This is a genomic window from Nitrincola tibetensis, from assembly GCF_003284585.1.
Lineage (GTDB): Bacteria > Pseudomonadota > Gammaproteobacteria > Pseudomonadales > Balneatricaceae > Nitrincola > Nitrincola tibetensis.
The window spans coordinates 1-25,194 of the sequence record NZ_QKRX01000010.1 but is presented as its reverse complement, the minus strand read 5'-3'; the positions used below and the strand labels follow the sequence as shown (position 1 = coordinate 25,194).

38 protein-coding genes are annotated in these 25,194 nt (G+C 46.4%); 1 reads left to right on the top strand and 37 read right to left on the bottom strand.

Annotation, left to right across the window (positions count from 1 at the left end):
• Nucleotides 1-203 precede the first annotated feature (203 nt).
• The 8 genes from DN062_RS13100 to pilM are packed head-to-tail and all read right to left on the bottom strand — an operon-like array spanning nt 204 to nt 8,366.
• A complete protein-coding gene (locus DN062_RS13100; protein ID WP_112159762.1) occupies nt 204-1,799 on the bottom strand; it encodes an SPOR domain-containing protein in 1,596 nt (531 codons plus the stop codon).
• A gap of 28 nt (nt 1,800-1,827) precedes the next feature.
• A complete protein-coding gene (gene aroB / locus DN062_RS13095; RefSeq protein ID WP_112159761.1) occupies nt 1,828-2,904 on the bottom strand; it encodes a 3-dehydroquinate synthase in 1,077 nt (358 codons plus the stop codon).
• 35 nt (nt 2,905-2,939) lie between these two features.
• On the bottom strand, nt 2,940-3,455 hold the full coding sequence (aroK, locus tag DN062_RS13090) for a shikimate kinase AroK (protein WP_272944841.1): 516 nt from the start codon (nt 3,453-3,455) through the stop codon (nt 2,940-2,942).
• Between the two features lie 12 nt (nt 3,456-3,467).
• Nucleotides 3,468-5,567 carry a type IV pilus secretin PilQ gene (locus tag DN062_RS13085; RefSeq protein WP_239995785.1) on the bottom strand — a complete coding sequence of 700 codons (2,100 nt, stop codon included), beginning with the start codon at nt 5,565-5,567 and terminating at the stop codon, nt 3,468-3,470.
• A gap of 33 nt (nt 5,568-5,600) precedes the next feature.
• Nucleotides 5,601-6,167 carry a pilus assembly protein PilP gene (locus DN062_RS13080; RefSeq protein ID WP_133256764.1) on the bottom strand — a complete coding sequence of 189 codons (567 nt, stop codon included), beginning with the start codon at nt 6,165-6,167 and terminating at the stop codon, nt 5,601-5,603.
• Nucleotides 6,154-6,756: a type IV pilus inner membrane component PilO gene (locus DN062_RS13075; RefSeq protein WP_112159759.1), complete on the bottom strand. Its 603-nt coding sequence runs from the start codon at nt 6,754-6,756 to the stop codon at nt 6,154-6,156. Before DN062_RS13075 ends, DN062_RS13080 begins: the two co-directional genes overlap by 14 nt.
• The gene (locus DN062_RS13070) at nt 6,753-7,301 is read right to left on the bottom strand and encodes a PilN domain-containing protein (protein WP_112159758.1); all 549 of its coding nucleotides are present in this window, start codon (nt 7,299-7,301) and stop codon (nt 6,753-6,755) included. The genes DN062_RS13075 and DN062_RS13070 overlap by 4 nt, the downstream gene beginning before the upstream one ends.
• Before the next feature lie 9 nt (nt 7,302-7,310).
• The gene (pilM, locus tag DN062_RS13065) at nt 7,311-8,366 is read right to left on the bottom strand and encodes a type IV pilus assembly protein PilM (protein WP_112159757.1); all 1,056 of its coding nucleotides are present in this window, start codon (nt 8,364-8,366) and stop codon (nt 7,311-7,313) included.
• A gap of 147 nt (nt 8,367-8,513) precedes the next feature.
• Between pilM and DN062_RS13060 the strand changes: the two genes are divergently transcribed.
• Complete coding sequence (locus tag DN062_RS13060) at nt 8,514-10,886, top strand: penicillin-binding protein 1A (RefSeq protein ID WP_112159756.1); 2,373 nt, start codon at nt 8,514-8,516, stop codon at nt 10,884-10,886.
• Nucleotides 10,887-11,061: 175 nt separating this feature from the next.
• On the opposite strand, the gene rplQ is transcribed toward DN062_RS13060, so the two are convergent.
• The 29 genes from rplQ to DN062_RS12915 form a co-directional block, all read right to left on the bottom strand.
• On the bottom strand, nt 11,062-11,457 hold the full coding sequence (gene rplQ, locus DN062_RS13055) for a 50S ribosomal protein L17 (RefSeq protein WP_036512012.1): 396 nt from the start codon (nt 11,455-11,457) through the stop codon (nt 11,062-11,064).
• A gap of 38 nt (nt 11,458-11,495) precedes the next feature.
• Nucleotides 11,496-12,500 carry a DNA-directed RNA polymerase subunit alpha gene (locus DN062_RS13050; protein ID WP_036512011.1) on the bottom strand — a complete coding sequence of 335 codons (1,005 nt, stop codon included), beginning with the start codon at nt 12,498-12,500 and terminating at the stop codon, nt 11,496-11,498.
• A 25-nt stretch (nt 12,501-12,525) separates the two neighbouring features.
• Nucleotides 12,526-13,146: a 30S ribosomal protein S4 gene (gene rpsD / locus DN062_RS13045; protein ID WP_112159755.1), complete on the bottom strand. Its 621-nt coding sequence runs from the start codon at nt 13,144-13,146 to the stop codon at nt 12,526-12,528.
• Nucleotides 13,147-13,161: 15 nt separating this feature from the next.
• A complete protein-coding gene (rpsK, locus tag DN062_RS13040; RefSeq protein WP_036512009.1) occupies nt 13,162-13,551 on the bottom strand; it encodes a 30S ribosomal protein S11 in 390 nt (129 codons plus the stop codon).
• A gap of 19 nt (nt 13,552-13,570) precedes the next feature.
• Nucleotides 13,571-13,927, bottom strand: coding sequence for a 30S ribosomal protein S13 (rpsM, locus tag DN062_RS13035; RefSeq protein ID WP_112159754.1), 357 nt, complete (start codon nt 13,925-13,927; stop codon nt 13,571-13,573).
• Nucleotides 13,928-14,061: 134 nt separating this feature from the next.
• Nucleotides 14,062-14,178, bottom strand: coding sequence for a 50S ribosomal protein L36 (rpmJ, locus tag DN062_RS13030; protein WP_007021200.1), 117 nt, complete (start codon nt 14,176-14,178; stop codon nt 14,062-14,064).
• Nucleotides 14,179-14,196: 18 nt separating this feature from the next.
• Nucleotides 14,197-15,522: a preprotein translocase subunit SecY gene (gene secY, locus DN062_RS13025; RefSeq protein ID WP_036512002.1), complete on the bottom strand. Its 1,326-nt coding sequence runs from the start codon at nt 15,520-15,522 to the stop codon at nt 14,197-14,199.
• Complete coding sequence (gene rplO / locus DN062_RS13020; RefSeq protein ID WP_112159753.1) at nt 15,523-15,957, bottom strand: 50S ribosomal protein L15; 435 nt, start codon at nt 15,955-15,957, stop codon at nt 15,523-15,525. It abuts the gene before it with no gap.
• 13 nt (nt 15,958-15,970) lie between these two features.
• Entirely contained in the window at nt 15,971-16,153 is a 183-nt protein-coding gene (rpmD, locus tag DN062_RS13015; protein WP_112159752.1) for a 50S ribosomal protein L30, read from the bottom strand.
• A 3-nt stretch (nt 16,154-16,156) separates the two neighbouring features.
• Nucleotides 16,157-16,660 (bottom strand): 30S ribosomal protein S5, encoded by a 504-nt coding sequence (gene rpsE / locus DN062_RS13010; protein ID WP_036511994.1) that lies wholly within the window; start codon nt 16,658-16,660, stop codon nt 16,157-16,159.
• Between the two features lie 12 nt (nt 16,661-16,672).
• Complete coding sequence (gene rplR / locus DN062_RS13005; protein WP_112159751.1) at nt 16,673-17,023, bottom strand: 50S ribosomal protein L18; 351 nt, start codon at nt 17,021-17,023, stop codon at nt 16,673-16,675.
• A 9-nt stretch (nt 17,024-17,032) separates the two neighbouring features.
• Nucleotides 17,033-17,566, bottom strand: coding sequence for a 50S ribosomal protein L6 (gene rplF, locus DN062_RS13000; RefSeq protein WP_112159750.1), 534 nt, complete (start codon nt 17,564-17,566; stop codon nt 17,033-17,035).
• Nucleotides 17,567-17,576: 10 nt separating this feature from the next.
• Entirely contained in the window at nt 17,577-17,969 is a 393-nt protein-coding gene (rpsH, locus tag DN062_RS12995) for a 30S ribosomal protein S8 (protein ID WP_036511991.1), read from the bottom strand.
• Between the two features lie 87 nt (nt 17,970-18,056).
• Nucleotides 18,057-18,362 carry a 30S ribosomal protein S14 gene (rpsN, locus tag DN062_RS12990; RefSeq protein WP_112159749.1) on the bottom strand — a complete coding sequence of 102 codons (306 nt, stop codon included), beginning with the start codon at nt 18,360-18,362 and terminating at the stop codon, nt 18,057-18,059.
• A gap of 15 nt (nt 18,363-18,377) precedes the next feature.
• Nucleotides 18,378-18,917 (bottom strand): 50S ribosomal protein L5, encoded by a 540-nt coding sequence (gene rplE / locus DN062_RS12985; RefSeq protein WP_112159748.1) that lies wholly within the window; start codon nt 18,915-18,917, stop codon nt 18,378-18,380.
• A 14-nt stretch (nt 18,918-18,931) separates the two neighbouring features.
• Nucleotides 18,932-19,255, bottom strand: a complete 324-nt coding sequence (gene rplX, locus DN062_RS12980; RefSeq protein ID WP_036511987.1) for a 50S ribosomal protein L24 — start codon at nt 19,253-19,255, stop codon at nt 18,932-18,934.
• A gap of 99 nt (nt 19,256-19,354) precedes the next feature.
• Nucleotides 19,355-19,723 carry a 50S ribosomal protein L14 gene (gene rplN / locus DN062_RS12975; RefSeq protein WP_036511986.1) on the bottom strand — a complete coding sequence of 123 codons (369 nt, stop codon included), beginning with the start codon at nt 19,721-19,723 and terminating at the stop codon, nt 19,355-19,357.
• A 75-nt stretch (nt 19,724-19,798) separates the two neighbouring features.
• A complete protein-coding gene (rpsQ, locus tag DN062_RS12970) occupies nt 19,799-20,095 on the bottom strand; it encodes a 30S ribosomal protein S17 (RefSeq protein ID WP_036511984.1) in 297 nt (98 codons plus the stop codon).
• A complete protein-coding gene (gene rpmC / locus DN062_RS12965; RefSeq protein ID WP_036511982.1) occupies nt 20,095-20,286 on the bottom strand; it encodes a 50S ribosomal protein L29 in 192 nt (63 codons plus the stop codon). The genes rpsQ and rpmC overlap by 1 nt, the downstream gene beginning before the upstream one ends.
• Nucleotides 20,286-20,699 carry a 50S ribosomal protein L16 gene (rplP, locus tag DN062_RS12960; RefSeq protein WP_036511980.1) on the bottom strand — a complete coding sequence of 138 codons (414 nt, stop codon included), beginning with the start codon at nt 20,697-20,699 and terminating at the stop codon, nt 20,286-20,288. The genes rpmC and rplP overlap by 1 nt, the downstream gene beginning before the upstream one ends.
• Before the next feature lie 11 nt (nt 20,700-20,710).
• Nucleotides 20,711-21,394 (bottom strand): 30S ribosomal protein S3, encoded by a 684-nt coding sequence (gene rpsC, locus DN062_RS12955; protein ID WP_112159747.1) that lies wholly within the window; start codon nt 21,392-21,394, stop codon nt 20,711-20,713.
• A gap of 26 nt (nt 21,395-21,420) precedes the next feature.
• Nucleotides 21,421-21,750: a 50S ribosomal protein L22 gene (gene rplV / locus DN062_RS12950; protein ID WP_112159842.1), complete on the bottom strand. Its 330-nt coding sequence runs from the start codon at nt 21,748-21,750 to the stop codon at nt 21,421-21,423.
• A 13-nt stretch (nt 21,751-21,763) separates the two neighbouring features.
• Nucleotides 21,764-22,042: a 30S ribosomal protein S19 gene (rpsS, locus tag DN062_RS12945; protein ID WP_112159746.1), complete on the bottom strand. Its 279-nt coding sequence runs from the start codon at nt 22,040-22,042 to the stop codon at nt 21,764-21,766.
• Nucleotides 22,043-22,054: 12 nt separating this feature from the next.
• Complete coding sequence (gene rplB / locus DN062_RS12940; protein WP_112159745.1) at nt 22,055-22,882, bottom strand: 50S ribosomal protein L2; 828 nt, start codon at nt 22,880-22,882, stop codon at nt 22,055-22,057.
• Between the two features lie 13 nt (nt 22,883-22,895).
• Entirely contained in the window at nt 22,896-23,192 is a 297-nt protein-coding gene (gene rplW / locus DN062_RS12935) for a 50S ribosomal protein L23 (RefSeq protein ID WP_112159744.1), read from the bottom strand.
• On the bottom strand, nt 23,189-23,794 hold the full coding sequence (rplD, locus tag DN062_RS12930; protein WP_112159743.1) for a 50S ribosomal protein L4: 606 nt from the start codon (nt 23,792-23,794) through the stop codon (nt 23,189-23,191). Before rplD ends, rplW begins: the two co-directional genes overlap by 4 nt.
• Nucleotides 23,795-23,804: 10 nt before the next feature.
• On the bottom strand, nt 23,805-24,443 hold the full coding sequence (gene rplC / locus DN062_RS12925; protein ID WP_112159742.1) for a 50S ribosomal protein L3: 639 nt from the start codon (nt 24,441-24,443) through the stop codon (nt 23,805-23,807).
• Nucleotides 24,444-24,552: 109 nt separating this feature from the next.
• Nucleotides 24,553-24,864, bottom strand: coding sequence for a 30S ribosomal protein S10 (gene rpsJ, locus DN062_RS12920; protein ID WP_036511965.1), 312 nt, complete (start codon nt 24,862-24,864; stop codon nt 24,553-24,555).
• 211 nt (nt 24,865-25,075) lie between these two features.
• A partial coding sequence (locus DN062_RS12915) for an EF-Tu C-terminal domain-related protein (protein WP_205126735.1) occupies nt 25,076-25,194 on the bottom strand: 119 nt, incomplete at its 5' end.

Here is a 25,194-nt window from a genome sequence, read left to right as displayed (position 1 = left end):
CCAATCTCACTAAAAAATCATAAATATCATGGCATTTAAAAACACCACACACCACTGAGCCCTTATCTTAGCGATAAAAAAGGGGAGTCTATGCTACACCCCTAAAGGGAACAGAACAATTTTTTAGCAGTCGAGGGGCAGCTGAAATTTTTTCAGCTAAAGAGGTCTATACTTTGTAGACCTCTATAATTTATGTATTTGCTTTATCGCGGTAGCTTTTGTATATCCGCTTTGACACTGGCAATCGATCGCGCCCAAGGGTTGGTATCCCTGAGTTCTTTGGGCAATTGGTTAACTGCCTCCATCGCTGCCGACCTAGTATTATACTGTCCGTAAACCACAACATGCCATGGTTCATCCCTAAAAACTGTCCTAAAATAATAGAATCGGTGGGGCTGCTGCTGGGAACGTATAAATTTAACCACGCTATCTTCTGATCGAGCGCCTAATACTTGCAACGTATAGCCATTATCCGGCCAAGCCATCAGTTCTTCTGAGCGAAGCGCACCTGCATTTGCATTTGCAGCCACCGACGTGACAGGAGCGGTCGGCGGATCTTGACGCTCGACTCTCGGTGCTGGCTGTACAGGCTCCGGTGCTGGCGGCCTCGCAACAGGCGGCTCTGGAGCGGGTGCAGGCGCCGGAGGTGCTGGCGCCTGTACAACGGGAGCAGGAGCAGGAGCTGGCGCAGGAGGCTCAGGGGGTGCAGACACAGCCTGAGCAGCCTCGGCAACAGGAGGTCTGACTTCAGCCTCCACGACCGACGGCGCAACCTCTGCCACAGGTGCGGGTGATATGCTCACTTCAGCTTGCGCCAACACTTCATCAACCGCATCCATTTCAGACACAGGCGCATCTAGAACTTCTTGTAGCAATGCCTCTTGCTCAGCTAAACGCTCAGCCAATTCATTACGCGCCACTTCTTCAGCACCTTGTTGCAATGAATCCGTCACTACTGGTGGCATTGGCGGAACACTTATTTGCGCTACAACGTCAGCTTGGTGCTCATTAGAGGGTAAGTAGTGCCAAACAGCAAATCCTGTAATCGCAAGCAGCACGATGCCAATTCCTGCCAAATGCAATGGAGGAATTGGAAAGGCAGCAGAGCGAGAGCTCAACTCACCACTTTTTAACAACTGAACAACACCTAAGGTTAAAGCGGATAGATTCCCTTGACTACGCTCTATCACTTTTTTAAGGTGCTTAGCATTTAACTCTGCATCATTAGGAAGTAACGAGGCTATAAAAGCCTCTGATTCTTCATCATCTAGGGGGAGCAGAAGCTGCAAATGGATTCGGCCTTCAAGTCGATCATAGAAGCCTATATCTTGCAAACGCTCTTCAAAATCAGCCAACCCTGTCATTAATAAGTGCGGTGCTGATTCGCCTGTCTGCAATAGCCCGACTAGCAACTCTAATGCGTTATCACTGAGGTAATCAGCGTTATCAATTAAAATCTGACAGCTTAGATCGACTTCAAATAAGGCGCGCACATGTTTATGCACAGCAACTAAACGCTGTCGATTATCATTTAAATCCGGATCATCTAAACCAAACGCATCAACCAAGGAGATCAGTAAGCCTGTCACATCGGTTTTAGAGTCTAAATCGATACGGACTAACCGTTGAGTGCGCTCTGACGCCAGATTCTCAACCTGGGTCATGAGCGTCGAGCGCCCACTCCCCTCCTCACCCAGCAGCAAGGTAATAAAGTCTGAAAACCGCACCATATGGTGTAGTTTTTCTGCTAATTGCAGCCTAGAACGTGTTTCAACATATGCATGATGAGACAAAGACATCTTATAAACCTATAGCCAGCAAATACATTTACGCCGTCATCTCAGTGATTGTGGCAGACAAATGCTCAGATGAAAAAGATCCAGTGACGACACCTCTACCAATCTGTTCCAATAAAATTAAACGCAAACTTCCATCAACGACTTTTTTATCAACCGCCATTAGTTCGCGAAAGTGTGACTCTGTCATATCTCTAGGTGGCTTGACTGGTAATCCTGCAGCAACAAATATGCGCTCAATACGCTCAGCATCCGCAATACTTAACCAACCTTCTTTAAGAGACAAGTTAACGGCCATCATTGTTCCCGCTGCAACGGCTTCACCATGCAACCAAGCACCATACCCTGCATGAGCTTCGATAGCATGACCAAAGGTATGCCCGAGGTTTAGTAAAGCACGCACGCCAGACTCCCTCTCATCCTGAGCAACGATATCCGCTTTAATACGGCATGATTTGTAAATCGCAGTGGCCAAAGCAGTCGGCTCTTTTTCGCGCAAGGCTTCCATGTTGTGCTCTAACCAGTCAAAGAAATCAGGATCATAAATCAGACCATACTTGATCACTTCAGCCAAACCGGCAGACAGCTCTTTATCAGGTAAAGTATTAAGCACCTGAGTATCCGCAATAACCGCTACAGGTTGATGAAAAGCACCGATCATGTTTTTACCCATGGGGTGGTTTACGCCTGTTTTTCCACCCACAGAGGAGTCAACCTGCGACAGCAATGTCGTGGGGATCTGGATAAAGGGAACACCACGCTGATAACACGCTGCAGCAAATCCCGTCATATCGCCCACAACCCCTCCACCCAAAGCAATCAAGGTTGTGGTTCGATTATGGCGGCAGCTTAGCAACGCATCAAAGATCAGTGTCCAGTGCTCAAGTGTTTTATAGGCCTCACCATCAGGCAAACGTATCACATCAACTTTAAAGCCTGGCAATGATGATAAAAGCGTATCAAGATATAAAGGAGCAACCGTTTCATTGGTCACGATCATCACTTGTGATGAAGGGATATGTTGAGCCAACACATCGGCACGTATTAAATCACTGCCAATATAGATGGGGTAACTTCTTTCACCGAGCTCAACGTAAAGGGTTTCCATCAACACTCTCCTGGAATAAGCCAACAACAGGGATATTATGCTTGATTAAGCTGACGAACGTGACGCAATATTTCGTTCACGACGGCTCGCGGATGTCGACGATCAGTCCGCACAATGACATCAGCACAACTCTTATAGAGCGGATCACGTTCAGCCAAAAGCTTTCTCAAGACCAACTCAGGGTTCTCGGTTTGCAAGAGGGGACGATTTCGATCTTTTGCAGTTCGTTCAAGCTGTTGCTCGATTGAGGTCAATAAATAGATAACCTGACCTCGACTTTGTAAGTTTTGACGATTTTTCTCACGTAAAACGGCACCACCACCTGTAGCCAGAATGATGTTATTCATTGACGTTAGATCATCAATAGTACATGCCTCTCGATCACGAAAGCCTTGCTCTCCTTCAACATCAAATATCCATGGGATATCTGCACCCGAACGTTCTTCGATGACTTTATCAGAGTCAATAAACTCAAGACCCAGCTCATGAGAAAGCAAACGCCCTATGGTGCTTTTTCCAGCTCCCATAGGGCCAATGAGAAATATATTCAATCAGCAAACCTACTACTGTACTACAAGGGATTCCCGAATCATGGTTGGCGTAATGAAAATCAATAACTCACGTTTGGTTTCACGTTCACGCTTGTAGCGGAACATATTTCCAACAACAGGCAAGTCACCCAATACTGGTGTCTTACGAATTTCGTTTTCAATGTCATTTCTAAACACACCACCCAACACAATGGTATCACCATCGTTAACCACAACAGAAGTCTCTAATTGGTTGGTATTAATTAAGAGTTCACCACCTAAACGGTTGGGATCAAGCGAATCCTGAAGAATTTTCAAATCCATCGAGATACGATCACCTGGATTTATTTGTGGCGTCACTTCAAGACTCAACACAACTTCTTTAAATTCAAGGCTGACTTCACCGTTTTCAACCGTCTGGAACGCAACTTCTTGACCTGATTTAATCACAGCAGGACGTCCATTGGTGGTAATGACTTTTGGTTGAGAGATGATTTCAACTTTATTATCACTCTGTAAGGCGGAAAGTTCAGCTGAAAGCAACAAACCACCCCCTAAGTAACCCACACGCAAAGCGGATGTGGGGTTACCCACGCCGAAATCGACCATTCCAGGCATAGATGGAATCGAGGTATTACCCGATCCTGGAACGGAAGGTACTCCAGGAACCGAGCCTGCTCCACCGCCTATTGAGAAATCATTCCCACTTGGCGTGGAGTTATGCAACGCTCCCCAACGAACCCCTAACTCTCTTGCAAACTCTGTTGATGCTGTCACTAAGCGAGCTTCAACCAGCACTTGAGATACCTGGACATCAAATCGGCGCAGAGTTCTACGAATTTGCTCCATTTGTTCGCGTGTTTCACGAATCATCAAAACATTGGTTTGATCATCAGCGAGCAGGAAACCACGCTCAGTTATCAGTCGAGCCTCTTCTAAGCGGCTTTTCATGTCTGATGCGCGACGGAAATCAATCTGCACAAACTCGGTCAGCAGAGGTGATAATTCAACAGCCTGCTTCTGACTTTCTATTTCAATGCGCTCACGCTCTGCAATTTCTGTAGCAGTACCGACCATCAACACGTTACCAATCATGCGCTGATCAAGATTTTTGGATTTCAAAATAATGTCTAGTGCTTGATCCCAAGGCACATTCTTTAAACGCAGGGTTGTCGTGCCACCAACATTATCACTCACAACCAAGTTCTTTTCAGCAACTTCAGCTATGATTTGCAACACGGCACGCACTTCAACATTTTGGAAATTTAAGTCTATGCGCTCGCCGCTATAAGGGAACTGATTGGCACGTAGCTCTTCCTGCTCATTGCGCGTCAAGGGTATGAAGTCAACGAATAACTGGTTACCCGTTTGATACGCCATGTAATCAAAGGGAGCGGAAGATGGACGCATCAAAATCGTCGTACTGCCACCCACTGACATCATATCAATGAAGGATAGAGGTGTTGCAAAGTCTTGAACATCAAAACGGCGATCCATCCCATCACCAAGACGCGTATCACTTAGCGTGACAACAACATTACCACCTTCACGATTCACATCAAGACGCGCCTGATCATTGCTTAGGTCGATAATCACTCGACCTTGATTGCCTTCAAGGCGTTTAAAATCGAGATCACGAATGGTTGTTCCTTGCGTCTGAGCCGTTGCAGTGCTACTGGCTCGCACAGGTGCATCCGATTGTCTTGCAACAGGTGCTGATGCTGCATCAAGCGTCACAACAACTTGCGAGTTACTCAACTCCACATTATGCCCAACGGTACTGTACAGGTTTGCAACCACCCGCAAACGCCCATCTGCCTCAACAAAGCTAAGGTTATCGACCACGCCAGTTTTTACGTCGATTGCACGGGTTCCTGCACCGTTACTAGCGCCCCAGAAGTCCATAACCAAACGTGGCGGGTTATCGATGACATAACTGGTGGGAACGGTCGGTGTCGAATCAAACTCTAAGTTTAATTCAACCGACTGCCCAGGCAATGAAACAAACCCTGCCCGTTTAAGCTCAGCGCTTTCAGCTATCCCTATGGACGTTAGCACCACCAATGCTGTAGACAAATAGCGGCCAACAATTCGGGGTACCCCCCCCATTTTTACTTTAGTAAATGTGCTCATAGTCATTATATTCACAATTTGCGTCCCTTAAATTTACTCGGGGAGTACGATTATGCGTGGACGTTTCATCCAGCCACCACGTCCGTTTGAGACAATCTCAGACAGTTCAATTCGACGCTCATTCAGCATCACAATCTGCCCATTATCCAAGCCAAGGAAATCCCCCACACTAACGCGGTGAACCTCACCTTTTGGATCAGTAACCAAAGCCCAAAGAGCTTCAGCATCACCAGGCTGAGTAATAGTTCCTACCATCAAAAGATTATCAACAGCGAATTCTTCCAGATAGTCTTTAACACGTGCTGGGTCAGGCGAAACATCAGTAATTTCCTGCGGGATCTCAGCGACAACAGGCAATATTGGCACAAATGGATTACGAAGACTTGATCCTTCGTACACAAACGCCTCATACGGCCTAAAGTCAGGCAAAGGCTCGATTTGCCCTACTGGCCGAGATGATCGCTCAGCGACAAATGCTCGTAAATCACTGGTATCTTCAACATATGTACAACCCGCTGTTAATAACATCAGAGGGAACAGTGAGAGCAACAAGCGCCCCTTAGTGGATGCGTTTCCTTGACCAAACTTAATCTTGTTCATAGCGATAGGTCTTTGCATTAATTGTCATTGTGAGGTTAGATCCTTCAACCTCTCGAATGGAGTAGTCGTGCAGAGTAACAATACGCTCAATAGCGGATACACCACTCACGAACTCACCCATTTGATGGTAAGTACCACTTACTTGAATGTTGATGGGTAACCCTATGTAAAATTGCTCTTTCACTTCTGGCTGCAACGCAATCAACTCGATGTTTAAGCCAGCATTACGTCCGATATCCGAAATATCCTCCAATAAACCTGGAACTTCTTTCTCTGTTGGCAGTTGTTTCAATATTTCAGAAAAGCGCTCTTCAACATCAGCCATTTGCAAACGAAGAGTGTCTAAACGCGCAACCTGAAAGGCTTTCGACTCAAACTGTGCTCGCAAGTCAGGCTCTTGACGTATTTCACGTTCTAAAATCGCTTCTTTATCAACAATGTAAAAATGGATCCCCAAACCAATGACAATTCCAAACACCAACAGGTAAGCGATAGACTTTACGCCAATAGGCCAGTTACCCGCTGCATTGAAATCGAGGTTATTAATATCGAACCCGCGAAACGCATTTTTAAAGACATCAGATTTCATTGCGCACTCCCTGCATTCGGGCGTGTCATGCCGACAGTTAATATAAACTGCCGCATGCCATCAGTCGAGCTTACTCTAGCTAGGTTTGCCTCTGCAAACCAAATTGATGATTGCATATTGCGCATCAAAGCTGAGACGTCTCTATTTTGCTCAGCAAAACCGTTAATCGACACTTGGCTGCCACTGCGAGAAACCGAGGTATAATGAACGCCATCGGGCAATACGCGGACGAGCTCATCGAAGTTACGGACAATCAGAGGGCGTGAACCTTGCAAATCTTCAATTGCGTTAAGACGTTCAAGTAGCTGCTCTCGTCTCCGAGTCAACTCTTGAATTTCAACCAACTGACGGTCAAGATTAGCATTTTCAACGCGTAAAAACTCATTACGTGTTTTTTGCTTGTCCGTTTGCATATCGATGTACATACCCGTTGCAAAAATAGCAAGACCTGCAAATATTGCAGAGCCCGCAATATTGCTAATAAAGCGTTTTTGCAGTGCTTGATTTCGTTCTTCTCGCCAAGGCCTTAAATTAATTCGCGCCATATATCAGTCCTATTGATCAAAGCTGCGCAGTGCCAGCCCGCATGCTTTAGCCAACATAGGGGCAACCCTATGAAGACGTTCCTGATTTAGCCGTGGGCTTACCAGCATATTAGTAAAGGGATCCGTTAAAACAGCTCGAATGCCCAGTTCTTCTTCTAATCTGTTACAAAGATGAGGTATTCCCGACACCCCTCCAGCCAAGTAGCACTTGTCGAGTTGTCCATGAATTCCAGAGGAATAGAAAAACTGAAGCGCTCGAGAGACATGTTGTGCAACCGTATCGGTATAAGGCTCTATGAGAGATTCATACACTTCTTTATCAAAGCTATTTTCTCGAAGTGACAACTCAGCCTCTTCGTGCGACATACTGTAGCTTTGCTGAATTGAAGCTGATAAATCTGCCCCACTAAAGGCTTGCTCACGGTTATACACGAGATTACCGTTTTTAAATACATTCAAGCCTAAGGTTGACGCACCTAAATCAACAACTGCATGTAACTTTTCGCCTGATTTCGGTTCAAGTAGCGAGAGCATACGTTCCATTGAATAGGTGTCTACATCAATAACACCACACTTTAAGCCAGCATTAACAACAGCTTCTTCACGTGATTCAGAACTTTCTTTACGGCAGGCTACAATAAGAATTTCATTAAGGTTGGGATCTTTGGCAACCGGACCAAGCACTTCAAAATCCAGTGCAACCTCTTCAAGCGGGTAGGGAATAAACTGATCAGCCTCAACTTTGACCTGATCTTCGAGATCGATACCCGTAAATAGATTATTTATTTGGAGACGCTTTGTAATTACCGCAGAAGAAGGGACTGAAACAACCGCATGACTATAGCGGCCGCCGCAGATCTTTAGACCCCGTTCAACTGCCGAAGACACCTCGTGAGGAATCTCTATTTTACCGTCAACGACGGCGCCTGCTGGGAGATGCACTATGGCATAGGAATCTATCTGTGTATCCCTTCCCGATCGAGACAAAGCGACCAGCTTCACAGATGAAGAACCTATATCAACTCCAATCCAACCGGCTGACTTTTTCCTGAATAAGCTGACCACTCTAATTTCCTTTTCCGGAGAAGTTCAATTTGCAGGACAAAATCGGACTGTCCTGATGTACAATTAAAACTTCTGTTAACTGTACTGTAAAGCCCTGCAGTCGATATAATTCACTTTACGTTAATATTTTTTTTGTTAAAGGCTAACATGCACGTATTAAAGATTACTATCAAGCTATTTATTGCCTTACTGATTCTCATTCTGATATCTGGCTCGCTAGGCGGCTACTTTATCTGGAAGCATTTTAGTCAAAATCTTCCAGACGTACAGGAACTAAAAGAAGTAAAGTTCCAAACACCGCTTCGCATTTTTTCCGCCGATGGCAAACTCATTGCAGAATACGGCGAACAGCGACGCACGCCCATCGATTATGATCAGATCCCTGAGCATTTGATACAGGCCATTCTTGCAGCCGAAGACAGTCGGTTCTTTGATCACTTTGGTGTAGACATAAAAGGACTTGCCCGTGCTGGCTACCAACTTATTAGTGGCAGTGACGTTCAAACAGGCGGTTCAACCATCACAATGCAAGTTGCCAAAAACTTTTTCTTAACGCCTGCTCGTACCTTAGAACGAAAATTCACCGAAATTCTTTTATCCTTAAGAATTGAGAAGGAGCTTACGAAACAAGAAATAATGGAGTTATACGTTAACAAAATTTACCTAGGCCAGCGCGCCTATGGCGTACAAGCGGCCGCTAACATTTACTATGGTAAAGATATTAGTGAACTCACCCTTGCGCAAATAGCGACCATCGCAGGCCTTCCTAAAGCACCATCCGCTGCAAATCCAGTCAGCAACCCACGTCGATCCATCGAAAGGCGTAACTGGATACTCGGCCGTATGCTATCACTTGGTTATATTAATGATCAAGAATATAGCGAAGCAATTATTGAACCCGAGATTGCACGTTACCACACCAGTGACATCGAACTCTCCGCATTTTATGTTGCTGAAATGGTTCGCGCTGAAATGTTCAGACTCTTTGGAGAGGAAGCTTATCTGGATGGCTACTCCGTCACAACCACCATCGAAAGTGATTTACAGACGGCTTCAGACCAAGCACTAAGAAAAGGCATACGCGCATATGGTGAAAGGCATGGCTACCATGGACCCGAAGCCCAAATTAAAATATTAGACACGGATACGGAAGAGGAGCTATCCCAAAAACTAAGAGAGCACACTACCTTTGCCGACCTTCAAGCTGCTCTAGTTATTAATGTAGGCGAAAGGGATGCAACCGTACTTTTGCGCAACGGAGAAAAAGCCGAACTATCGTGGGATACATTAAAGTGGGCGAGAAAGCATATAAATGTTAACTCTCTCGGACCTGCCCCTACCAAAGCCAGTGACATAGTCGCCATTGGTGATGTTGTTCGTGTCATTATCATGGATGACGAAAGACTGGAGTTTAGCCAATTACCCAAAGTTCAAGGAGCTGTCGTTGCGCTTGAGACTGATACTGGTGCAATTAAAGCCTTATCAGGCGGCTACAGCTTCGCCATGAACAACTTTAATCGCGCCACCCAAGCCTACAGACAACCAGGCTCAACTTTCAAACCCTTTTTGTATGCGGCAGCTATTGATGGCAGCTATACAGCCGCAACTGTCGTTAATGATGCCCCAATTGTCATTGAAGACGTCAGCTTGCAGGGTGAATGGCGGCCAGAGAACAGCTCTCGCGACTTTTCAGGACCTACACGCTTAAGAGAGGCCCTATACCGATCAAAAAACCTAGTTTCAATTAGGCTCATGCGTGATATTGGTGTTCAGCTTGCACGCGACAAAATAGTTGAATTTGGCTTTGAGGCTGAACGGACCCCTGCCAACTTATCCCTATCACTTGGAAGCTCAGACGCAACCCCCCTCCAACTTACGGCGGGTTATGCAGTGTTTGCGAATGGCGGATATAAAGTAGAGCCCTACTTTATTCAAGCAATACACAATGAAAACAATCCCGTTGTGTTACCAGAAAACAGCGGCAACGCCTTCATGGAAACAAATGCAGGTCTGAACGCAAGTAACAGAGAGTCAATGCGTATTATTCAAGCCTCAACCGCCTATATTTTAGCCGACATACTTAAGGATGTAATCAGACGCGGCACTGGTCGTAGCGCACTTAGCCTGAACCGTCCGGATTTAGCAGGAAAAACAGGCACCACCAATTCACAACGTGACGTTTGGTTCAGCGGCTTCAACCGTGACATAGTTGCAACAGCATGGATTGGATTCGACCAACCTGCCCCACTTGGCAGACGCGAATTTGGCGGTACAGCCGCTCTGCCAATATGGATCGAGTTCATGCAAACTGTTTCAAAGCACTACCCAGTAAAAGAGTTTGAAAGACCATCTGATGTTAGGACAGTCTCCGTTGACCCAAATACTGGATTACTAGCCTACCCGGGGCAGTCAAATGCAATTCCTGAGCTTTTCAGACAAGGCAGCGAACCATCACGCCGAGCAAATAGCCCAGAGGCCAGACAACAAGGCTCAGTAATTGAATCTATATTTGATTACTAACCTCTTCTGCAGCATTAGAGTACGACTCTGTGCTGCATTGCCGCAGCATTTGCGTGGAACCTCAGCTCCTGGGGTTTAAAGCTACAGCAGAATATCCACACTGCAGAAGCCGCCACCACAAAATATAGAGTAAAAAAAACCCCGCCTAAGCGGGGTTTTTTATCGATACAAAGAATTAATCTTCAGATGTATCATCAACTGCAACTGCGTTGACTGGACGATCGACCAGTTCAACGTAAGCCATCGGCGCATTATCACCACGACGGAATCCACATTTAAGAATGCGAACATAACCGCCTGGGCGTTCTGCGTAACGAGGACCCAGTTCATTGAAGAGCTTACCAACAGCAGCATCAGAGCGCGTGCGAGCAAAAGCAAGACGACGATTTGCAACACTGTCAGATTTAGCCAATGTAATTAAAGGCTCAGCCACTCGACGAAGTTCTTTAGCTTTTGGCAGAGTAGTTTTGATGAGTTCATGCTCAAACAAAGACACTGCCATATTCTTAAACATCGCCTTGCGGTGTGCACTTGTACGATTTAAGTGACGACCAGATTTACGATGACGCATTTTCTAAATCCTTAACAACTTAGTGTTAGAAGGCTAACTTAGGAGGCAGCTTTATCATCATTCCGGAGACTGGCAGGTGGCCAATTCTCAAGACGCATGCCTAAAGACAAACCTTTAGATGCAAGTACATCTTTGATTTCCGTTAGCGACTTCTTGCCCAAGTTAGGAGTCTTCAACAACTCTACTTCGGTGCGTTGAATCAAATCACCGATATAGTAAATTTGTTCTGCTTTAAGACAGTTAGCCGAGCGAACTGTCAACTCAAGATCATCAACCGGACGAAGAAGTACGGGATCAATCTCAGGATCATCAGATTCAGTGCGAGATTGCTGCCCTGCATCTTCTAAATCAACGAATACAAGTAGTTGCTGCTGCAAAATTGTAGCTGCACGACGAATGCATTCTTCTGGATCAATTGTACCATTCGACTCTATGTCAATGATTAACTTATCAAGATCTGTACGTTGCTCAACACGCGCACTCTCTACTTGATAGGATACACGTAAGACCGGACTATAGCTGGCATCCAGCAACAATCGACCAATCGTACGAGACTCATCCTCATCAGTATTACGCGAGTCAGCTGGCACATAACCGCGACCACGCGTAACGCGCAATTGCATATTAAGACTGCTGTTGCCATTTAAATGCGCAATCACATGTTCAGGGTTCGCAATCTCAACATCTTGTGTCAGCTGAATGTCAGCTGCAGTCACTACGCCAGGTTCGGATTTGCTAATCGTAAGTGTTGCTTCATCTCCATTAAAGAGATTTACAGCAACACCTTTGAGATTCAGGAGGATCTCAATGACATCCTCCTGAACACCTTCAATGCTGCTGTATTCGTGCAATACACCGTCGATTTCGACTTCAGATATTGCACAACCAGGCATTGACGATAGCAAAATACGGCGCAGCGCGTTGCCAAGGGTATGGCCAAAACCACGCTCAAGTGGCTCTAAAGTCACCTTTGCGCGAGTTTTGCTGATTTCTTGCACGTCAATATGACGTGGACTAAGAAACTCGTTTACTGAACGCTGCATAGTTCCACCAGTCTGTGTTCAACAATTACTTCGAGTAAAGCTCGACGATCAGATGCTCGTTGATGTCAGAAGCCAAGTCACTACGCTCAGGAAGTGCCTTAAACTCACCTTCCATCTTACCTGCATCAACGCTTACCCATTCAACAGGTGCACGCTGTGCTGCCAACTCGAGCGCATGCTTGATGCGAAGTTGGTTTTTAGACTTCTCACGGACAGCGATTTTATCACCAGCACTTACTTGGTAAGACGGGATATTAACAACTTGACCGTTAACGGTGATCTGACGATGAGAAACAACCTGACGAGCTTCTGCACGAGTTGAACCAAAGCCCATACGGTAGACAACATTGTCTAGACGGCCTTCTAACAACTGTAACAACAACTCACCAGTCGCGCCTTTACGACGCGCGGCTTCTTTGTAATAACCACGGAACTGACGCTCCAGCACACCGTAAATACGACGTACTTTTTGTTTTTCGCGAAGCTGTAAACCGTATTCGGACAAACGGCCACGACGTGCACCATGCACACCGGGAACAACTTCAGCTTTGCACTTACTGTCTAGCGCGCGAACACCACTCTTTAAAAAGAGATCTGTTCCTTCACGACGGGACAGCTTGCACTTAGGTCCAAGATAACGAGCCATTATACCGTCTCCTGATTAAACGCGACGTTTCTTCGGCGGACGACAACCATTATGAGGAATAGGTGTTACGTCCGTAATATTTGTAATTTTGTAGCCACAACCATTCAAGGCGCGAACAGCAGATTCACGACCAGGTCCTGGACCCTTTACAAACACGTCGAGATTCTTAAGTCCGTATTCCAAAGCCGCCTGACCAGCACGCTCAGCCGCTACCTGAGCAGCGAAAGGCGTACTTTTACGCGAACCACGGAAACCGGAACCACCAGAAGTCGCCCAAGAAAGTGCATTTCCTTGACGATCGGTAATGGTAACAATTGTGTTATTGAAAGAAGCATGGATGTGCGCGAGCCCATCAGCTACTTGCTTTTTAACTTTTTTACGAGTGCGATTACCTGGCTTAGCCATATTCGGGAATTCCTATCGCTTACTTACGGATCGGCTTGCGCGGACCTTTACGGGTACGTGCATTCGTTTTGCTGCGCTGACCGCGAACCGGAAGGTTACGACGATGACGCAGACCACGGAAACAACCAAGATCCATAAGACGCTTGATGTTCATGTTGACTTCACGACGAAGGTCACCTTCAACTGTCAACTTGGCAATTTCACCACGAACATTATCGAGCTGTTCTTCAGACAGATCACCGATCTTTACGCTTGGATCAATACCAACTGCTGAACAAATTTGTTTAGCAGTGGTGCGGCCGATCCCGTAAATGTAAGTCAGAGAAATTACCGCATGCTTATTGTCAGGAATATTGACGCCAGCTATACGGGCCATTCAATGTACTCCATATTAATGCTCCATCACAATGACAGAGTCTTACCATTCATTTGTTCGTGGAAGGCGCGCAATAATACACGCTGGTTAAAAATAAATCAACCCTGCGGCCCCCACGGCCATATATTACTTTGTTAACCTTGACGTTGTTTATGTCTTGGTTCAACTTTGCAGATCACGCGCACGGAACCGTTGCGACGTACGATCTTGCAGTTACGGCAAATCTTTTTAACAGACGCGCGTACTTTCATGATCCACCTCAATCGAGCTTAGCGCAGCAAACCTGCGCCGCCCTTAAGATTTGATTTCTTCATCAAGGACTCATACTGGTGTGACATCAAGTGTGATTGCACTTGAGCCATAAAGTCCATAACCACTACAACAACGATCAGCAATGATGTACCACCAAAATAGAACGGTATGTTCCACGCCACCACTAAAAACTGGGGCATCAGTGATACTGCTGTGATGTACAGTGCGCCAAACAAAGTAAGACGCGAAAGCACTGTATCGATGTAGCGTGCCGACTGCTCACCAGGACGAATCCCTGGAATAAATGCACCTGATTTTTTCAGGTTATCTGCCACTTCTTTCGGATTAAACATAAGAGCCGTATAGAAGTAGCAGAAAAATATAATTGCAATACCAAAAAGCAAAATATGCAGAGGCTGCCCTGGACCTAAGGCCAAAGCCATATCCTGCAACCAATCCATCCCTTCGCTCTGACCAAACCACTGCCCCATTGAAGCGGGAAATAGAAGGATACTTGAAGCAAAGATCGGCGGAATTACACCGGCCATATTCACTTTTAAAGGCAAATGACTACTTTGCGCCGCGTAAACACGACGACCCTGCTGACGCTTAGCATAATTTATGGTAATGCGTCGCTGGGCGCGCTCCATAAACACTACAAACGCAACAGTAGCCATTGCAAGCACTGCAATCAGTAGCAAAGCAAAGATATTGAGATCGCCTTGTCTAGCCGCCTCGAAAGACTGGCCAATAGCACTTGGCAGACCCGCAACGATACCAGCAAAGATCAGAATTGAAATACCGTTACCTATGCCTCGCTCAGTTACCTGCTCACCGAGCCACATCAAAAAGACTGCTCCGGAAACAAATGTAACAACCGCAACGAAGTAGAAACTAAAATCAGCGGCAAACGCAACACCCTGACTGGCTAGTCCTACGGACATACCAAACGCCTGAATAGTTGCCAATACAACCGTACCATAACGTGTGTACTGGTTAATTTTGCGCCGACCTGACTCACCTTCCTTCTTCAATTGTTCAAGTGTAGGACTCACCGCTGTCATTAACTGCATAATAATTGATGCAGAAATGTAGGGCATTACACCCAATGCGAGAATACTCATACGCTCTAGAGCGCCACCTGAAAACATATTGAAGAGACTCAGGATCGTTCCCTGGTTCTGATCAAACAATGCAGCAAGACGATCAGGGTTAATACCAGGTACAGGAATATGAGCCCCTATACGGTAAACAATGATCGCTATCAAAACAAATCTGAGACGAGCCCAAAGCTCTCCTAAACCGTTTTGTCTTCCTGCCGGTATTTGCCCTTGCTTAGCCATTTACGCCTCGACTTTACCGCCTGCAGCTTCAATCGCAGCCTGAGCACCTTTAGTGACTTTAAGTCCACTAACTGTGACTGGCTTAGTGATTTCACCAGACAGAATGATACGAACAGTTTTAATTTCCTGCTTAATAACATCTGCTGCTTTAAGCGCATCGATGTTGATCAACTCAACATTCATGCTGCTTAGCTCATTTAAACGAACTTCAGCTACATAGCGTGATTTACGTGAAGTAAAACCAAACTTTGGCAGACGGCGATGAATTGGCATCTGACCGCCTTCAAAACCTGGATTTACGCTTCCGCCAGAGCGGGATTTAAGACCCTTGTGACCACGGCCACAAGTTTTTCCAAGACCGGAACCGATACCGCGACCAACGCGCTTTGGAGCCTGCTTGGCACCAGCACCCGGGCGTAATGTATTCAAACGCATAGGGTTACTCCTATTACTCGCTAACAACACGAACCATGTAGTTAACTTTGTTGATCATACCGCGCACAGCAGGGGTATCTTCTACCTCTACTACGTGACCGATACGGCGCAGACCTAACCCCTTTACGCACAACTTGTGTGCTGGCAGCTTACCAATCGTGCTGCGGAACAGGGTAACTTTGATTTTATTTGACATCGCTTAGTTCCCCAGGATCTCGTCAACAGACTTGCCACGTTTCGCTGCAATATCTTCAGGTGCTTTCATTGAAGAAAGACCATTGACTGTTGCACGAACTACGTTTACAGGGTTTGTTGAACCGTAGCATTTAGCCAATACGTTCTGCACTCCTGCAAGCTCAAGGACCGCACGCATCGCACCACCGGCGATGATACCTGTACCTTCAGATGCTGGCTGCATGTAAACGCGTGAAGCACCATGACGAGCTTTAACTGGATACTGTAGCGTATGACCATTTAAAGACACGCTCACCATATTACGACGAGCCTGCTCCATTGCCTTTTGAATTGCAACAGGAACTTCACGCGCCTTGCCGCGACCAAAACCGATACGGCCATTGCCGTCACCGACTACAGTCAGAGCTGTGAAACCGAATATACGTCCGCCCTTCACAACTTTTGCAACACGGTTAACCTGGACCAGTCTCTCCTGGAGTTCACCGTCTTTCTGTTCGTGATTTGCCATATTAAGAAACCTTTAGAATTCCAGGCCGCCTTCGCGGGCGCCCTCAGCCAAAGCCTGAACTCGGCCATGGTATTTATAACCAGAACGATCGAAAGCAACTTTAGTAACACCAGCAGCTTTGGCACGATCTGCAATCAGTTCGCCAATCTTACGAGCAGCTGCAATGTTGCCTGTAGCACCAACACGCAGGTCTTTCTCAATAGTTGAGGCGGCCGCAATAATTTTAGAACCATCTTCAGAGATGATTTGCGCATAGATATGACGCGGAGTGCGGTTTACGCACAGACGTACAGCACCGAGTTCACGCATTTTAAGGCGAGAGCGACGCGCACGACGAATTCTAGCTTGATTTTTTTCGTTCATGACCCAGCCTTACTTCTTCTTAGCCTCTTTACGGCGTACTTGTTCATCAGCATAACGAACCCCTTTACCTTTATAAGGCTCAGGTGGACGGAACGCGCGAATTTCAGCTGCAACCTGACCGACTCTTTGCTTATCTGCACCAGACAAGATAATAGTCGTGTTGTTTGGTGTTTCAGCTGATACACCTTCAGGCAGTTCATAATCTATAGGATGAGAGAAGCCAAGTGTAAGGTTGAGAACATTACCTTTAGCTGCAGCACGGTAACCAACACCGATCAACTGCATGGTTTTCTGAAAACCTTCATTCACACCAACAACCATGTTGTTGACTAACGCACGCGTCGTACCAGAAAGCGCTATTGACTGCTTACTTCCATCACGAGCGGCAAAGGTTAACTTACCATCGACTTGCTCTAAGCTTACAGAAGGATGGACGTTTAGATTTAACTGTCCTTTGGCACCCTTAGTAGTAATCTGCTGTCCGTTGATTTGGATCTCAACTCCAGCTGGGATTACTACGGGGTTCTTGGCAATACGTGACATAGAACTCCCCTTAGAATACCGTACAGATAACTTCACCGCCGACACCCGCTTCACGAGCGGCGCGATCGGTCATTACACCCTTGCTAGTTGAAATGATGGCAATACCTAGACCATCAGACACCTTTGGCAACTTAGAAACGTGACGGTAAATACGAAGACTTGGGCGACTTACGCGCTTAATCTGCTCAATTACCGGCTTGCCTTCAAAGTATTTGAGCTCAATGCTCAAAACAGGCTTTACATCACCTTCAACTTTGAAGTCAGCAATATAACCTTCATCCTTCAGAACTTTTGCAACTGCAACTTTCTGCTTGGAAGAAGGCATAGAGACTGCTGACTTTTCAGCCATATTACCATTACGAATACGTGTAAACATATCCGCGAGGGTATCTTGCATACTCATGCTTATATTTCCTCAAATGTGCAGCGCGGTGCGGTAGCAAAAAACGGATTTTTTTTGCCCAGACCACCGTGCTTACCGTTTACAAGCTTACCAGCTTGCTTTTTTCAAACCAGGTACATCACCGCGCATAGCTGCTTCACGCAACTTGTTACGACACAGACCGAACTTACGGTATACACCGTGTGGACGACCAGTGATTTGGCAACGACGAACTTGACGTACTGGACTTGCATCACGCGGCAATTTCTGCAGCGAAACTTGTGCTTCCCAACGCTCATCATCAGAGCTGTTTGGGTTAGAAATAACTGCCTTGAGTGCAGCGCGCTTAGTTGCAAACTTAGCAACTGTTTGTTCGCGCTTATACTCACGGTTTTTCATGGATGTCTTAGCCATTAGTCTACCCTTGAATTATTTACGGAACGGAAACTGCAAGGCAGTCAACAGAGCACGACCTTCATCATTCGTTTGAGCCGTTGTCGTGATAGTAATATCAAGACCGCGGATCTTATCGACTTTATCGTAATCGATTTCTGGGAAGATGATCTGTTCTTTTACGCCCATGCTGTAGTTACCACGTCCGTCAAATGACTTAGGGTTAAGACCACGGAAGTCACGAACACGCGGAATAGCGACATCAACCAAGCGATCAAGGAATTCCCACATACGCTCACCGCGCAGAGTTACCTTACAACCGATAGGCCAACCTTCACGAACTTTAAAGCCTGCAATTGACTTGCGAGCAAGAGTTACGATAGGTTTTTGACCTGCAATTGCCGTCATATCAGCAACAGCATTTTCAAGTTGCTTTTTATCACCAAGAGCTTCACCAACACCCATGTTCAGAGTGATTTTAGTGACGCGCGGAACGGCCATAATATTTGGGCTGGCCAATTCTTCTTTCAATTTAGCTTTAACTTCGTTTTCGAATAGCGCTTTTAATCTAGACATTGCACCAACCTCTCTCACTTATCACCAACGACGATTTCGCCGTTAGACTTGTAGAAGCGAACTTTGGTGCCGTCTTCGAGCTTCTTAAAGCCTACACGATCACCCTTGCCAGTCGCAGGATTAAAAATAGCAACGTTAGAGGTCGCGATAGACGCTTCCTTCTCAACAATACCACCCTGCTGACCCAACATTGGATTTGGCTTAACATGCTTTTTGATCATATTGATGCCTGAAACAATCAGACGATCATCAGATAACACGCGCGACACTTTACCGCGTTTACCCTTATCTTTACCAGCAATTACAATGATTTCATCATCACGACGAATTTTACGCATTTGATTACCTTGTCCTTTCCTGCCTCCCTCTCATGCTCAAAAACGCCAAACCCGTTAGGGCATGGCGTTTTGAAGAAAACATCTGCAAGTGCAGTATTTTCAGAGCACTTCAGGCGCCAGGGAAATGATCTTCATGAACTTCTCTGAGCGAAGCTCACGCGTTACTGGCCCGAAGATACGAGTCCCAATTGGTGCACCGTTGTTATTCAGCAATACTGCTGAATTAACATCGAAACGGATGATTGAACCATCCGGACGACGGACACCTTTACGGGTACGTACTACGACAGCCTTAAGCACTTGACCTTTCTTCACCTTACCGCGAGGAATGGCTTCTTTGACAGTCACTTTAATGATGTCACCAACACTCGCGTAACGACGATGAGAGCCGCCAAGAACCTTAATACACATCACACGCTTAGCGCCGCTGTTGTCGGCGACATCAAGCATCGATTCAGTCTGAATCATGGTCTACCCCACAAACTGTTATGCTGACTGCTCGAAAAACGAGCAATCAGTTTAATGGAGCAAAGGCGCACTATATTACACCTCTGCAGCACGCTCTTCAATCTCTAAGAGGGCTTTATTTGCACTCTCTTGAATTTGAACCAAGTTCCAGGTCTTTGTTTTAGACAACGGACGAGATTCCGCTATCGTAACAACATCACCAACTCGGCACTCATTCTTTTCATCATGAGCATGCAGTTTGGTGGAGCGACGAACAAACTTTCCGTAAATCGGATGCTTTTCCTTACGCTCAACCAGAACTGTGATGGTTTTATCCATCTTGTCACTGACTACCGTTCCGGTGACAGTGCGTACACGTTTTTCTGCGCTCATTAGACACCTGCCTTCTGGTTAAGTAGGGTTTTGACGCGAGCGATGTCGCGACGAACCTGGCCTACCAGGTGATTCTGAGCCAACTGGCCAGTAGCTTTTTGCATGCGCAGATTAAACTGATCCTTTAGAAGACCCAGCAATGTTTGCTGAAGTTCTTCAACGGACTTTTCGCGCAGTTCAGTAGCTTTCATTACATCACCGTCCGTTTAACAATTACTGTAGAAACAGGCAACTTAGCAGCAGCAAGGTTAAATGCTTCAGTGACCAGCTCTTCGCTTACACCACTGATTTCAAACAGCACTTTACCTGGCTGGATCTGTGCTACCCAGTACTCTACGTTACCCTTACCTTTACCCATACGTACTTCAAGGGGCTTGGTTGTTATCGGCTTGTCTGGAAACACTCGAATCCAGATCTTACCACCACGCTTTACGTGACGCGTCATAGTACGACGAGCCGCTTCAATCTGACGCGCTGTAATGCGACCGCGACCGGTCGCCTTCAGAGCGTACTCACCAAAGCTGACCTTGCTGCCACGCTGCGCTAGGCCGCGGTTACGGCCTTTCATCACCTTGCGGTACTTTAGTCGTTTCGGTTGCAGCATTGACGTTTACCTCACTTAGTTCCTTTCTTCTTAGGCGCATTTTTCTCAGCACGTACCTGTTCGATACCACCAAGAACTTCACCTTTGAAGACCCAGACTTTAACGCCAATCACACCGTAAGTTGTGTGCGCTTCATAAGTAGCATAGTCAATATCTGCACGCAGAGTGTGAAGCGGAACACGCCCTTCACGATACCACTCAGAACGCGCGATCTCAGCACCACCTAGACGACCACCCAGCTGAATCTTGATGCCTTTAGCGCCTATACGCATAGCATTTTGTACCGCGCGCTTCATCGCACGACGGAACATTACGCGACGCTCAAGCTGGCTAGCAACGCTTTGCGCAACTAACTTAGCATCAAGATCTGGCTTACGAACTTCTTCGATGTTGATGTGGACTGGCACACCCATCATTTCCGATACAGCAGAGCGCAGCACCTCAACATCTTCACCTTTCTTCCCAATAACAATACCAGGACGAGCTGTGTGAATGGTGATTTTTGCATTCTGAGCCGGACGCTCAATATCAATGCGACTTACAGACGCATTTTTGAGCTTATCTTCAAGGTAGCTACGCACCTTAAGATCGTTCAGCAATTTATTGGCATAGCTTGACTTGTCCGCATACCATACAGAAGTATGATCTTTGACGATACCAAGGCGTATACCGGTAGGGTTAACCTTCTGACCCATATCGAACTCTCCTAGCCGTCAGTTATTTAGTCAGCCACTTTTATAGTGATGTGCGAAGTACGCTTACAGATACGATCTGCGCGTCCTTTAGCACGTGGCCGAATGCGTTTCATAGTCATACCTTCGTCAACGAAAATTACTGAAACACGTAATTCATCAACATCAGCACCTTCATTATGCTCCGCGTTAGCGATAGCAGAATCTAGAACTTTCTTGACTAACTCAGCACCTTTTTTGTTGCTGAATGTCAGGATATCCAGAGCTTCGCCCACAGACTTACCACGGATCTGATCTGCGACCAGACGGGCCTTCTGGGCGGAGATGCGGGCGCCTTTATGCTTGGCGACAATTTCCATCATCTAACCTCCCTTACTTCTTTTTGGCCTTCTTGTCGGCTGCATGACCGCGGAAAGTACGTGTTGCAGCAAACTCACCTAATTTATGACCGACCATATCCTCAGTGATAAACACTGGAACATGTTGACGACCGTTATGTACTGCAATTGTCAAACCCACAAAGTTTGGAAAAACCGTGGAGCGACGAGACCAAGTTTTGATCGGGCGCTTTTCATTTGCATCAATTGCAGCTTCTACCTTCTTCAACAGGTGAAGGTCGATAAATGGACCTTTCTTCAGTGAACGTGGCACAGCTGATTCCCCTTATTTAGCGCTACGACGGCGTACAATGAGCTTATTAGTACGCTTGTTCTTGCGGGTTTTATGACCTTTAGTCGGGACACCCCACGGCGTAACCGGATGACGGCCACCAGAGGTACGACCTTCACCACCACCATGCGGGTGGTCAACTGGGTTCATTACAACACCACGAACCGTCGGACGCACACCACGCCAACGTTTAGCACCCGCTTTACCTAATTGGCGAAGAGAATGTTCAGAGTTGCTGACTTCACCCAGCGTTGCACGGCATTCAGCCAGCACTTTACGCACTTCACCAGAGCGCAAACGCAGAGTTACATAACCTCCATCACGGGCTACTAACTGAGCGGACGCACCAGCAGAACGTGCTATTTGCGCGCCTTTGCTTGGCTTAAGCTCAATACAGTGAACCGTACTACCCAGAGGAATATTTCTCAGCGGCATAGTGTTACCGGTTTTGATATCAACCACGTCACCAGACATGATTTTTGCACCTGCTGCCAGACCTTTTGGTGCGATGATGTAGCGACGCTCACCATCTGCATACTTGATCAAAGCAATATGCGCGGTACGGTTAGGATCGTATTCAATACGCTCTACGATTCCTGGAATACCATCTTTGTTACGACGGAAGTCGATAATACGGTAGCTTTGCTTATGTCCACCACCGATATGACGCGTAGTAATACGGCCATTGTTGTTACGACCACCAGTCTTACTTTTCTTCTCAACCAACGCAGCAAATGGCTTACCTTTATGAAGGTCCGCACTTACCACCTTTACGACGTGACGACGTCCGGCAGAGGTTGGCTTAGTTTTAACGATTGCCATGATTTAACCTCTCTTATTCGCCAGCCAAGAAATCAATTTCTGAACCATCAGCGAGACGAACATAGGCTTTACGAACATCAGAACGCTTACCAAAACCGCGAGCAGTACGCTTAGTTTTGCCTTTAGCATTCAGGATATTCACACCATCAACTTTTACGTTGAAAAGCTGCTCAACTGCTTTCTTGATTTCAGGCTTAGTAGCATCACTCGCTACACGAAATACGACCTGCTGAGTTCCATCAGCAACAATTGTTGCTTTCTCGGAGATGTGTGGACCCAGCAACACTTTAAAAATGCGCTCCTGATTCATGCTAACACCTCGTTAATTTTGCTCAAAGCAGACGCTGTGACTACTACTTTATCGAAGCCTATTAGGCTTACCGGATCAATTGCAGCAACATCACGCACGTCAACATGCGGTACGTTACGCGCAGCCAAATACAAATTGGCCTCAACATCTTCGGTGATAAGCAGCGCGCTTGTCAGATCAAGCTCTTTCATCTTACCGATGAACTGCTTAGTCTTAGGCGTTTCCATCTGAAGTGAATCAACAATAACCAAACGGTCTTGTCTAACCAATTCAGAAAAGATGCAACGCATTGCAGCACGGTACATTTTCTTGTTAACTTTTTGCGAATAGTCACGTGGACTCGCAGCAAAAGTCACACCACCTGAACGCCATAAAGGAGAACGGCTTGTACCAGCACGTGCACGACCAGTACCTTTTTGACGGAAAGGCTTAGCGCCACCACCAGATACTGCTGAACGATTCTTTTGAGCCTTGCTACCTTGACGACCGCCATTTACATAGGCAGTAACAACTTGGTGAACTAGAGACTCATTAAACTCTTTGCCAAAAATCAGCTCGGATACTTCGACCGAACCGTTGGCTCCTGTCAGATTTAAATTCATGTTAACCCCTTCAGCCGCGTGCTTTTACAGCAGGTTTAACGATGACATCACCGCCAGTAGCGCCAGGAACAGCACCTTTAACCAGCAGCAGGCTACGTTCTGCATCTACACGTACAACTTCTAATGTTTGTACAGTGCAACGCTCATCACCCATGTGACCTGCCATCTTCTTACCCTTGAACACACGCCCAGGAGTTTGACACTGACCAATAGAGCCAGGAGCACGATGAGAAAGTGAGTTACCATGCGTCATATCTTGAGTACGGAAATTCCAGCGCTTAACACCGCCTTGGAAACCCTTACCCTTGCTACGACCGGTTACGTCAATTTTCTGACCGACTTCAAAGCGCTCAACTGTTAGCGAATCACCAACGTTGATTTCTTCATCACCGGAGAGACGGAACTCCCACAAACCACGACCTGCTTCAACACCTGCTTTTGCAAAGTTACCTGCCTCAGGCTTAGTCAAGCGATTCGCTTTCTTAGCCCCAGTTGTAACCTGTACAGCAGCATAACCGTCAGTATCGACAGTTTTAATGCAAGTCACGCGGTTCGGATCCACCTCGATGACAGTGACTGGCACGGACACGCCATCTTCTGTGAAGACACGGGTCATGCCCGCTTTACGTCCGATAAGTCCTACAGACATTTTATTACCTCTTGCCAGTTGAGTACGGGGCTGTGACCCACTATGGCTGCCCATTACAGAGCATTCCTCAAATAGCGCTTCATTAAGTTATTAATTCTGCGCAGCTTGTTTAGCCCAGGCTGATCTGCACTTCTACACCCGCAGCAAGATCTAGCTTCATTAGAGCATCAACTGTTTTTTCAGTTGGCTCAACGATGTCTAGAACACGCTTGTGCGTACGGATTTCATACTGATCACGTGCATCTTTGTTCACGTGAGGTGAAATCAGAACGGTAAAACGCTCTTTGCGAGTAGGAAGTGGGATCGGACCATGCACCTGTGCACCCGTACGCTTTGCAGTTTCAACGATTTCCTGCGCGGACGAGTCAATCAGGCGATGATCAAAAGCCTTCAGACGAATTCTGATTTTTTGGTTCTGCATTCTGATCACGCATTTCCTGTTAATTTTGTTACGGCAATAGCCGACCTCCCCTTACTTGAGGGGAGGCAAATTTTACTCATATGAGCCTCTCGGGTCAAGTCATCACGGTATATTTTTTAACCAGCAAATAACTTCGCACGAGCAACTCACATAAAACGAGCCTAAAACAAAAAAACCCTCCGAAGAGGGTTTTCTTAATCAATCATTGCAATTACGCAATGATCTTAGCAACAACGCCCGCACCAACAGTACGTCCGCCTTCACGGATCGCAAAGCGCAGACCTTCTTCCATCGCGATTGGGTTGATCAGGGTAACGGTCATTTGAACGT

What these genes read in the sequence shown, in the direction of transcription:
- rpsM (WP_112159754.1), bottom strand. Translation starts at nt 13,927, where the DNA reads ATGGCCCGTATAGCTGGCGTCAATATTCCTGACAATAAGCATGCGGTA.
- rpsJ (WP_036511965.1), bottom strand. Translation starts at nt 24,864, where the DNA reads ATGCAGAACCAAAAAATCAGAATTCGTCTGAAGGCTTTTGATCATCGC.
- secY (WP_036512002.1), bottom strand. Translation starts at nt 15,522, where the DNA reads ATGGCTAAGCAAGGGCAAATACCGGCAGGAAGACAAAACGGTTTAGGA.
- rplF (WP_112159750.1), bottom strand. Translation starts at nt 17,566, where the DNA reads ATGTCACGTATTGCCAAGAACCCCGTAGTAATCCCAGCTGGAGTTGAG.
- DN062_RS13070 (WP_112159758.1), bottom strand. Translation starts at nt 7,301, where the DNA reads ATGGCGCGAATTAATTTAAGGCCTTGGCGAGAAGAACGAAATCAAGCA.
- DN062_RS13050 (WP_036512011.1), bottom strand. Translation starts at nt 12,500, where the DNA reads ATGCAGCGTTCAGTAAACGAGTTTCTTAGTCCACGTCATATTGACGTG.
- rplO (WP_112159753.1), bottom strand. Translation starts at nt 15,957, where the DNA reads ATGCGTTTGAATACATTACGCCCGGGTGCTGGTGCCAAGCAGGCTCCA.
- rpsE (WP_036511994.1), bottom strand. Translation starts at nt 16,660, where the DNA reads ATGGCAAATCACGAACAGAAAGACGGTGAACTCCAGGAGAGACTGGTC.
- rplQ (WP_036512012.1), bottom strand. Translation starts at nt 11,457, where the DNA reads ATGCGTCATCGTAAATCTGGTCGTCACTTAAATCGTACAAGTGCACAC.
- rplX (WP_036511987.1), bottom strand. Translation starts at nt 19,255, where the DNA reads ATGCGTAAAATTCGTCGTGATGATGAAATCATTGTAATTGCTGGTAAA.
- rpmJ (WP_007021200.1), bottom strand. Translation starts at nt 14,178, where the DNA reads ATGAAAGTACGCGCGTCTGTTAAAAAGATTTGCCGTAACTGCAAGATC.
- rpmC (WP_036511982.1), bottom strand. Translation starts at nt 20,286, where the DNA reads ATGAAAGCTACTGAACTGCGCGAAAAGTCCGTTGAAGAACTTCAGCAA.
- DN062_RS13060 (WP_112159756.1), top strand. Translation starts at nt 8,514, where the DNA reads ATGCACGTATTAAAGATTACTATCAAGCTATTTATTGCCTTACTGATT.
- aroB (WP_112159761.1), bottom strand. Translation starts at nt 2,904, where the DNA reads ATGGAAACCCTTTACGTTGAGCTCGGTGAAAGAAGTTACCCCATCTAT.
- DN062_RS13085 (WP_239995785.1), bottom strand. Translation starts at nt 5,567, where the DNA reads ATGAGCACATTTACTAAAGTAAAAATGGGGGGGGTACCCCGAATTGTT.
- rplE (WP_112159748.1), bottom strand. Translation starts at nt 18,917, where the DNA reads ATGTCTAGATTAAAAGCGCTATTCGAAAACGAAGTTAAAGCTAAATTG.
- rplD (WP_112159743.1), bottom strand. Translation starts at nt 23,794, where the DNA reads ATGAATTTAAATCTGACAGGAGCCAACGGTTCGGTCGAAGTATCCGAG.
- rpsN (WP_112159749.1), bottom strand. Translation starts at nt 18,362, where the DNA reads ATGGCTAAGACATCCATGAAAAACCGTGAGTATAAGCGCGAACAAACA.
- DN062_RS13100 (WP_112159762.1), bottom strand. Translation starts at nt 1,799, where the DNA reads ATGTCTTTGTCTCATCATGCATATGTTGAAACACGTTCTAGGCTGCAA.
- rplW (WP_112159744.1), bottom strand. Translation starts at nt 23,192, where the DNA reads ATGAATCAGGAGCGCATTTTTAAAGTGTTGCTGGGTCCACACATCTCC.
- rpsH (WP_036511991.1), bottom strand. Translation starts at nt 17,969, where the DNA reads ATGAGTATGCAAGATACCCTCGCGGATATGTTTACACGTATTCGTAAT.
- rpsD (WP_112159755.1), bottom strand. Translation starts at nt 13,146, where the DNA reads ATGGCTCGTTATCTTGGACCTAAGTGCAAGCTGTCCCGTCGTGAAGGA.
- DN062_RS13075 (WP_112159759.1), bottom strand. Translation starts at nt 6,756, where the DNA reads ATGAAATCTGATGTCTTTAAAAATGCGTTTCGCGGGTTCGATATTAAT.
- rpsC (WP_112159747.1), bottom strand. Translation starts at nt 21,394, where the DNA reads ATGGGTCAGAAGGTTAACCCTACCGGTATACGCCTTGGTATCGTCAAA.
- rplR (WP_112159751.1), bottom strand. Translation starts at nt 17,023, where the DNA reads ATGAACGAAAAAAATCAAGCTAGAATTCGTCGTGCGCGTCGCTCTCGC.
- rplV (WP_112159842.1), bottom strand. Translation starts at nt 21,750, where the DNA reads ATGGAAATTGTCGCCAAGCATAAAGGCGCCCGCATCTCCGCCCAGAAG.
- rpsK (WP_036512009.1), bottom strand. Translation starts at nt 13,551, where the DNA reads ATGGCTAAGCCAGGTAATCGCACTCGTAAAAAAGTTAAAAAGCAAGTA.
- rpmD (WP_112159752.1), bottom strand. Translation starts at nt 16,153, where the DNA reads ATGTCAAATAAAATCAAAGTTACCCTGTTCCGCAGCACGATTGGTAAG.
- rpsQ (WP_036511984.1), bottom strand. Translation starts at nt 20,095, where the DNA reads ATGAGCGCAGAAAAACGTGTACGCACTGTCACCGGAACGGTAGTCAGT.
- rplC (WP_112159742.1), bottom strand. Translation starts at nt 24,443, where the DNA reads ATGTCTGTAGGACTTATCGGACGTAAAGCGGGCATGACCCGTGTCTTC.
- DN062_RS13080 (WP_133256764.1), bottom strand. Translation starts at nt 6,167, where the DNA reads ATGAACAAGATTAAGTTTGGTCAAGGAAACGCATCCACTAAGGGGCGC.
- rplN (WP_036511986.1), bottom strand. Translation starts at nt 19,723, where the DNA reads ATGATTCAGACTGAATCGATGCTTGATGTCGCCGACAACAGCGGCGCT.
- rplB (WP_112159745.1), bottom strand. Translation starts at nt 22,882, where the DNA reads ATGGCAATCGTTAAAACTAAGCCAACCTCTGCCGGACGTCGTCACGTC.
- rplP (WP_036511980.1), bottom strand. Translation starts at nt 20,699, where the DNA reads ATGCTGCAACCGAAACGACTAAAGTACCGCAAGGTGATGAAAGGCCGT.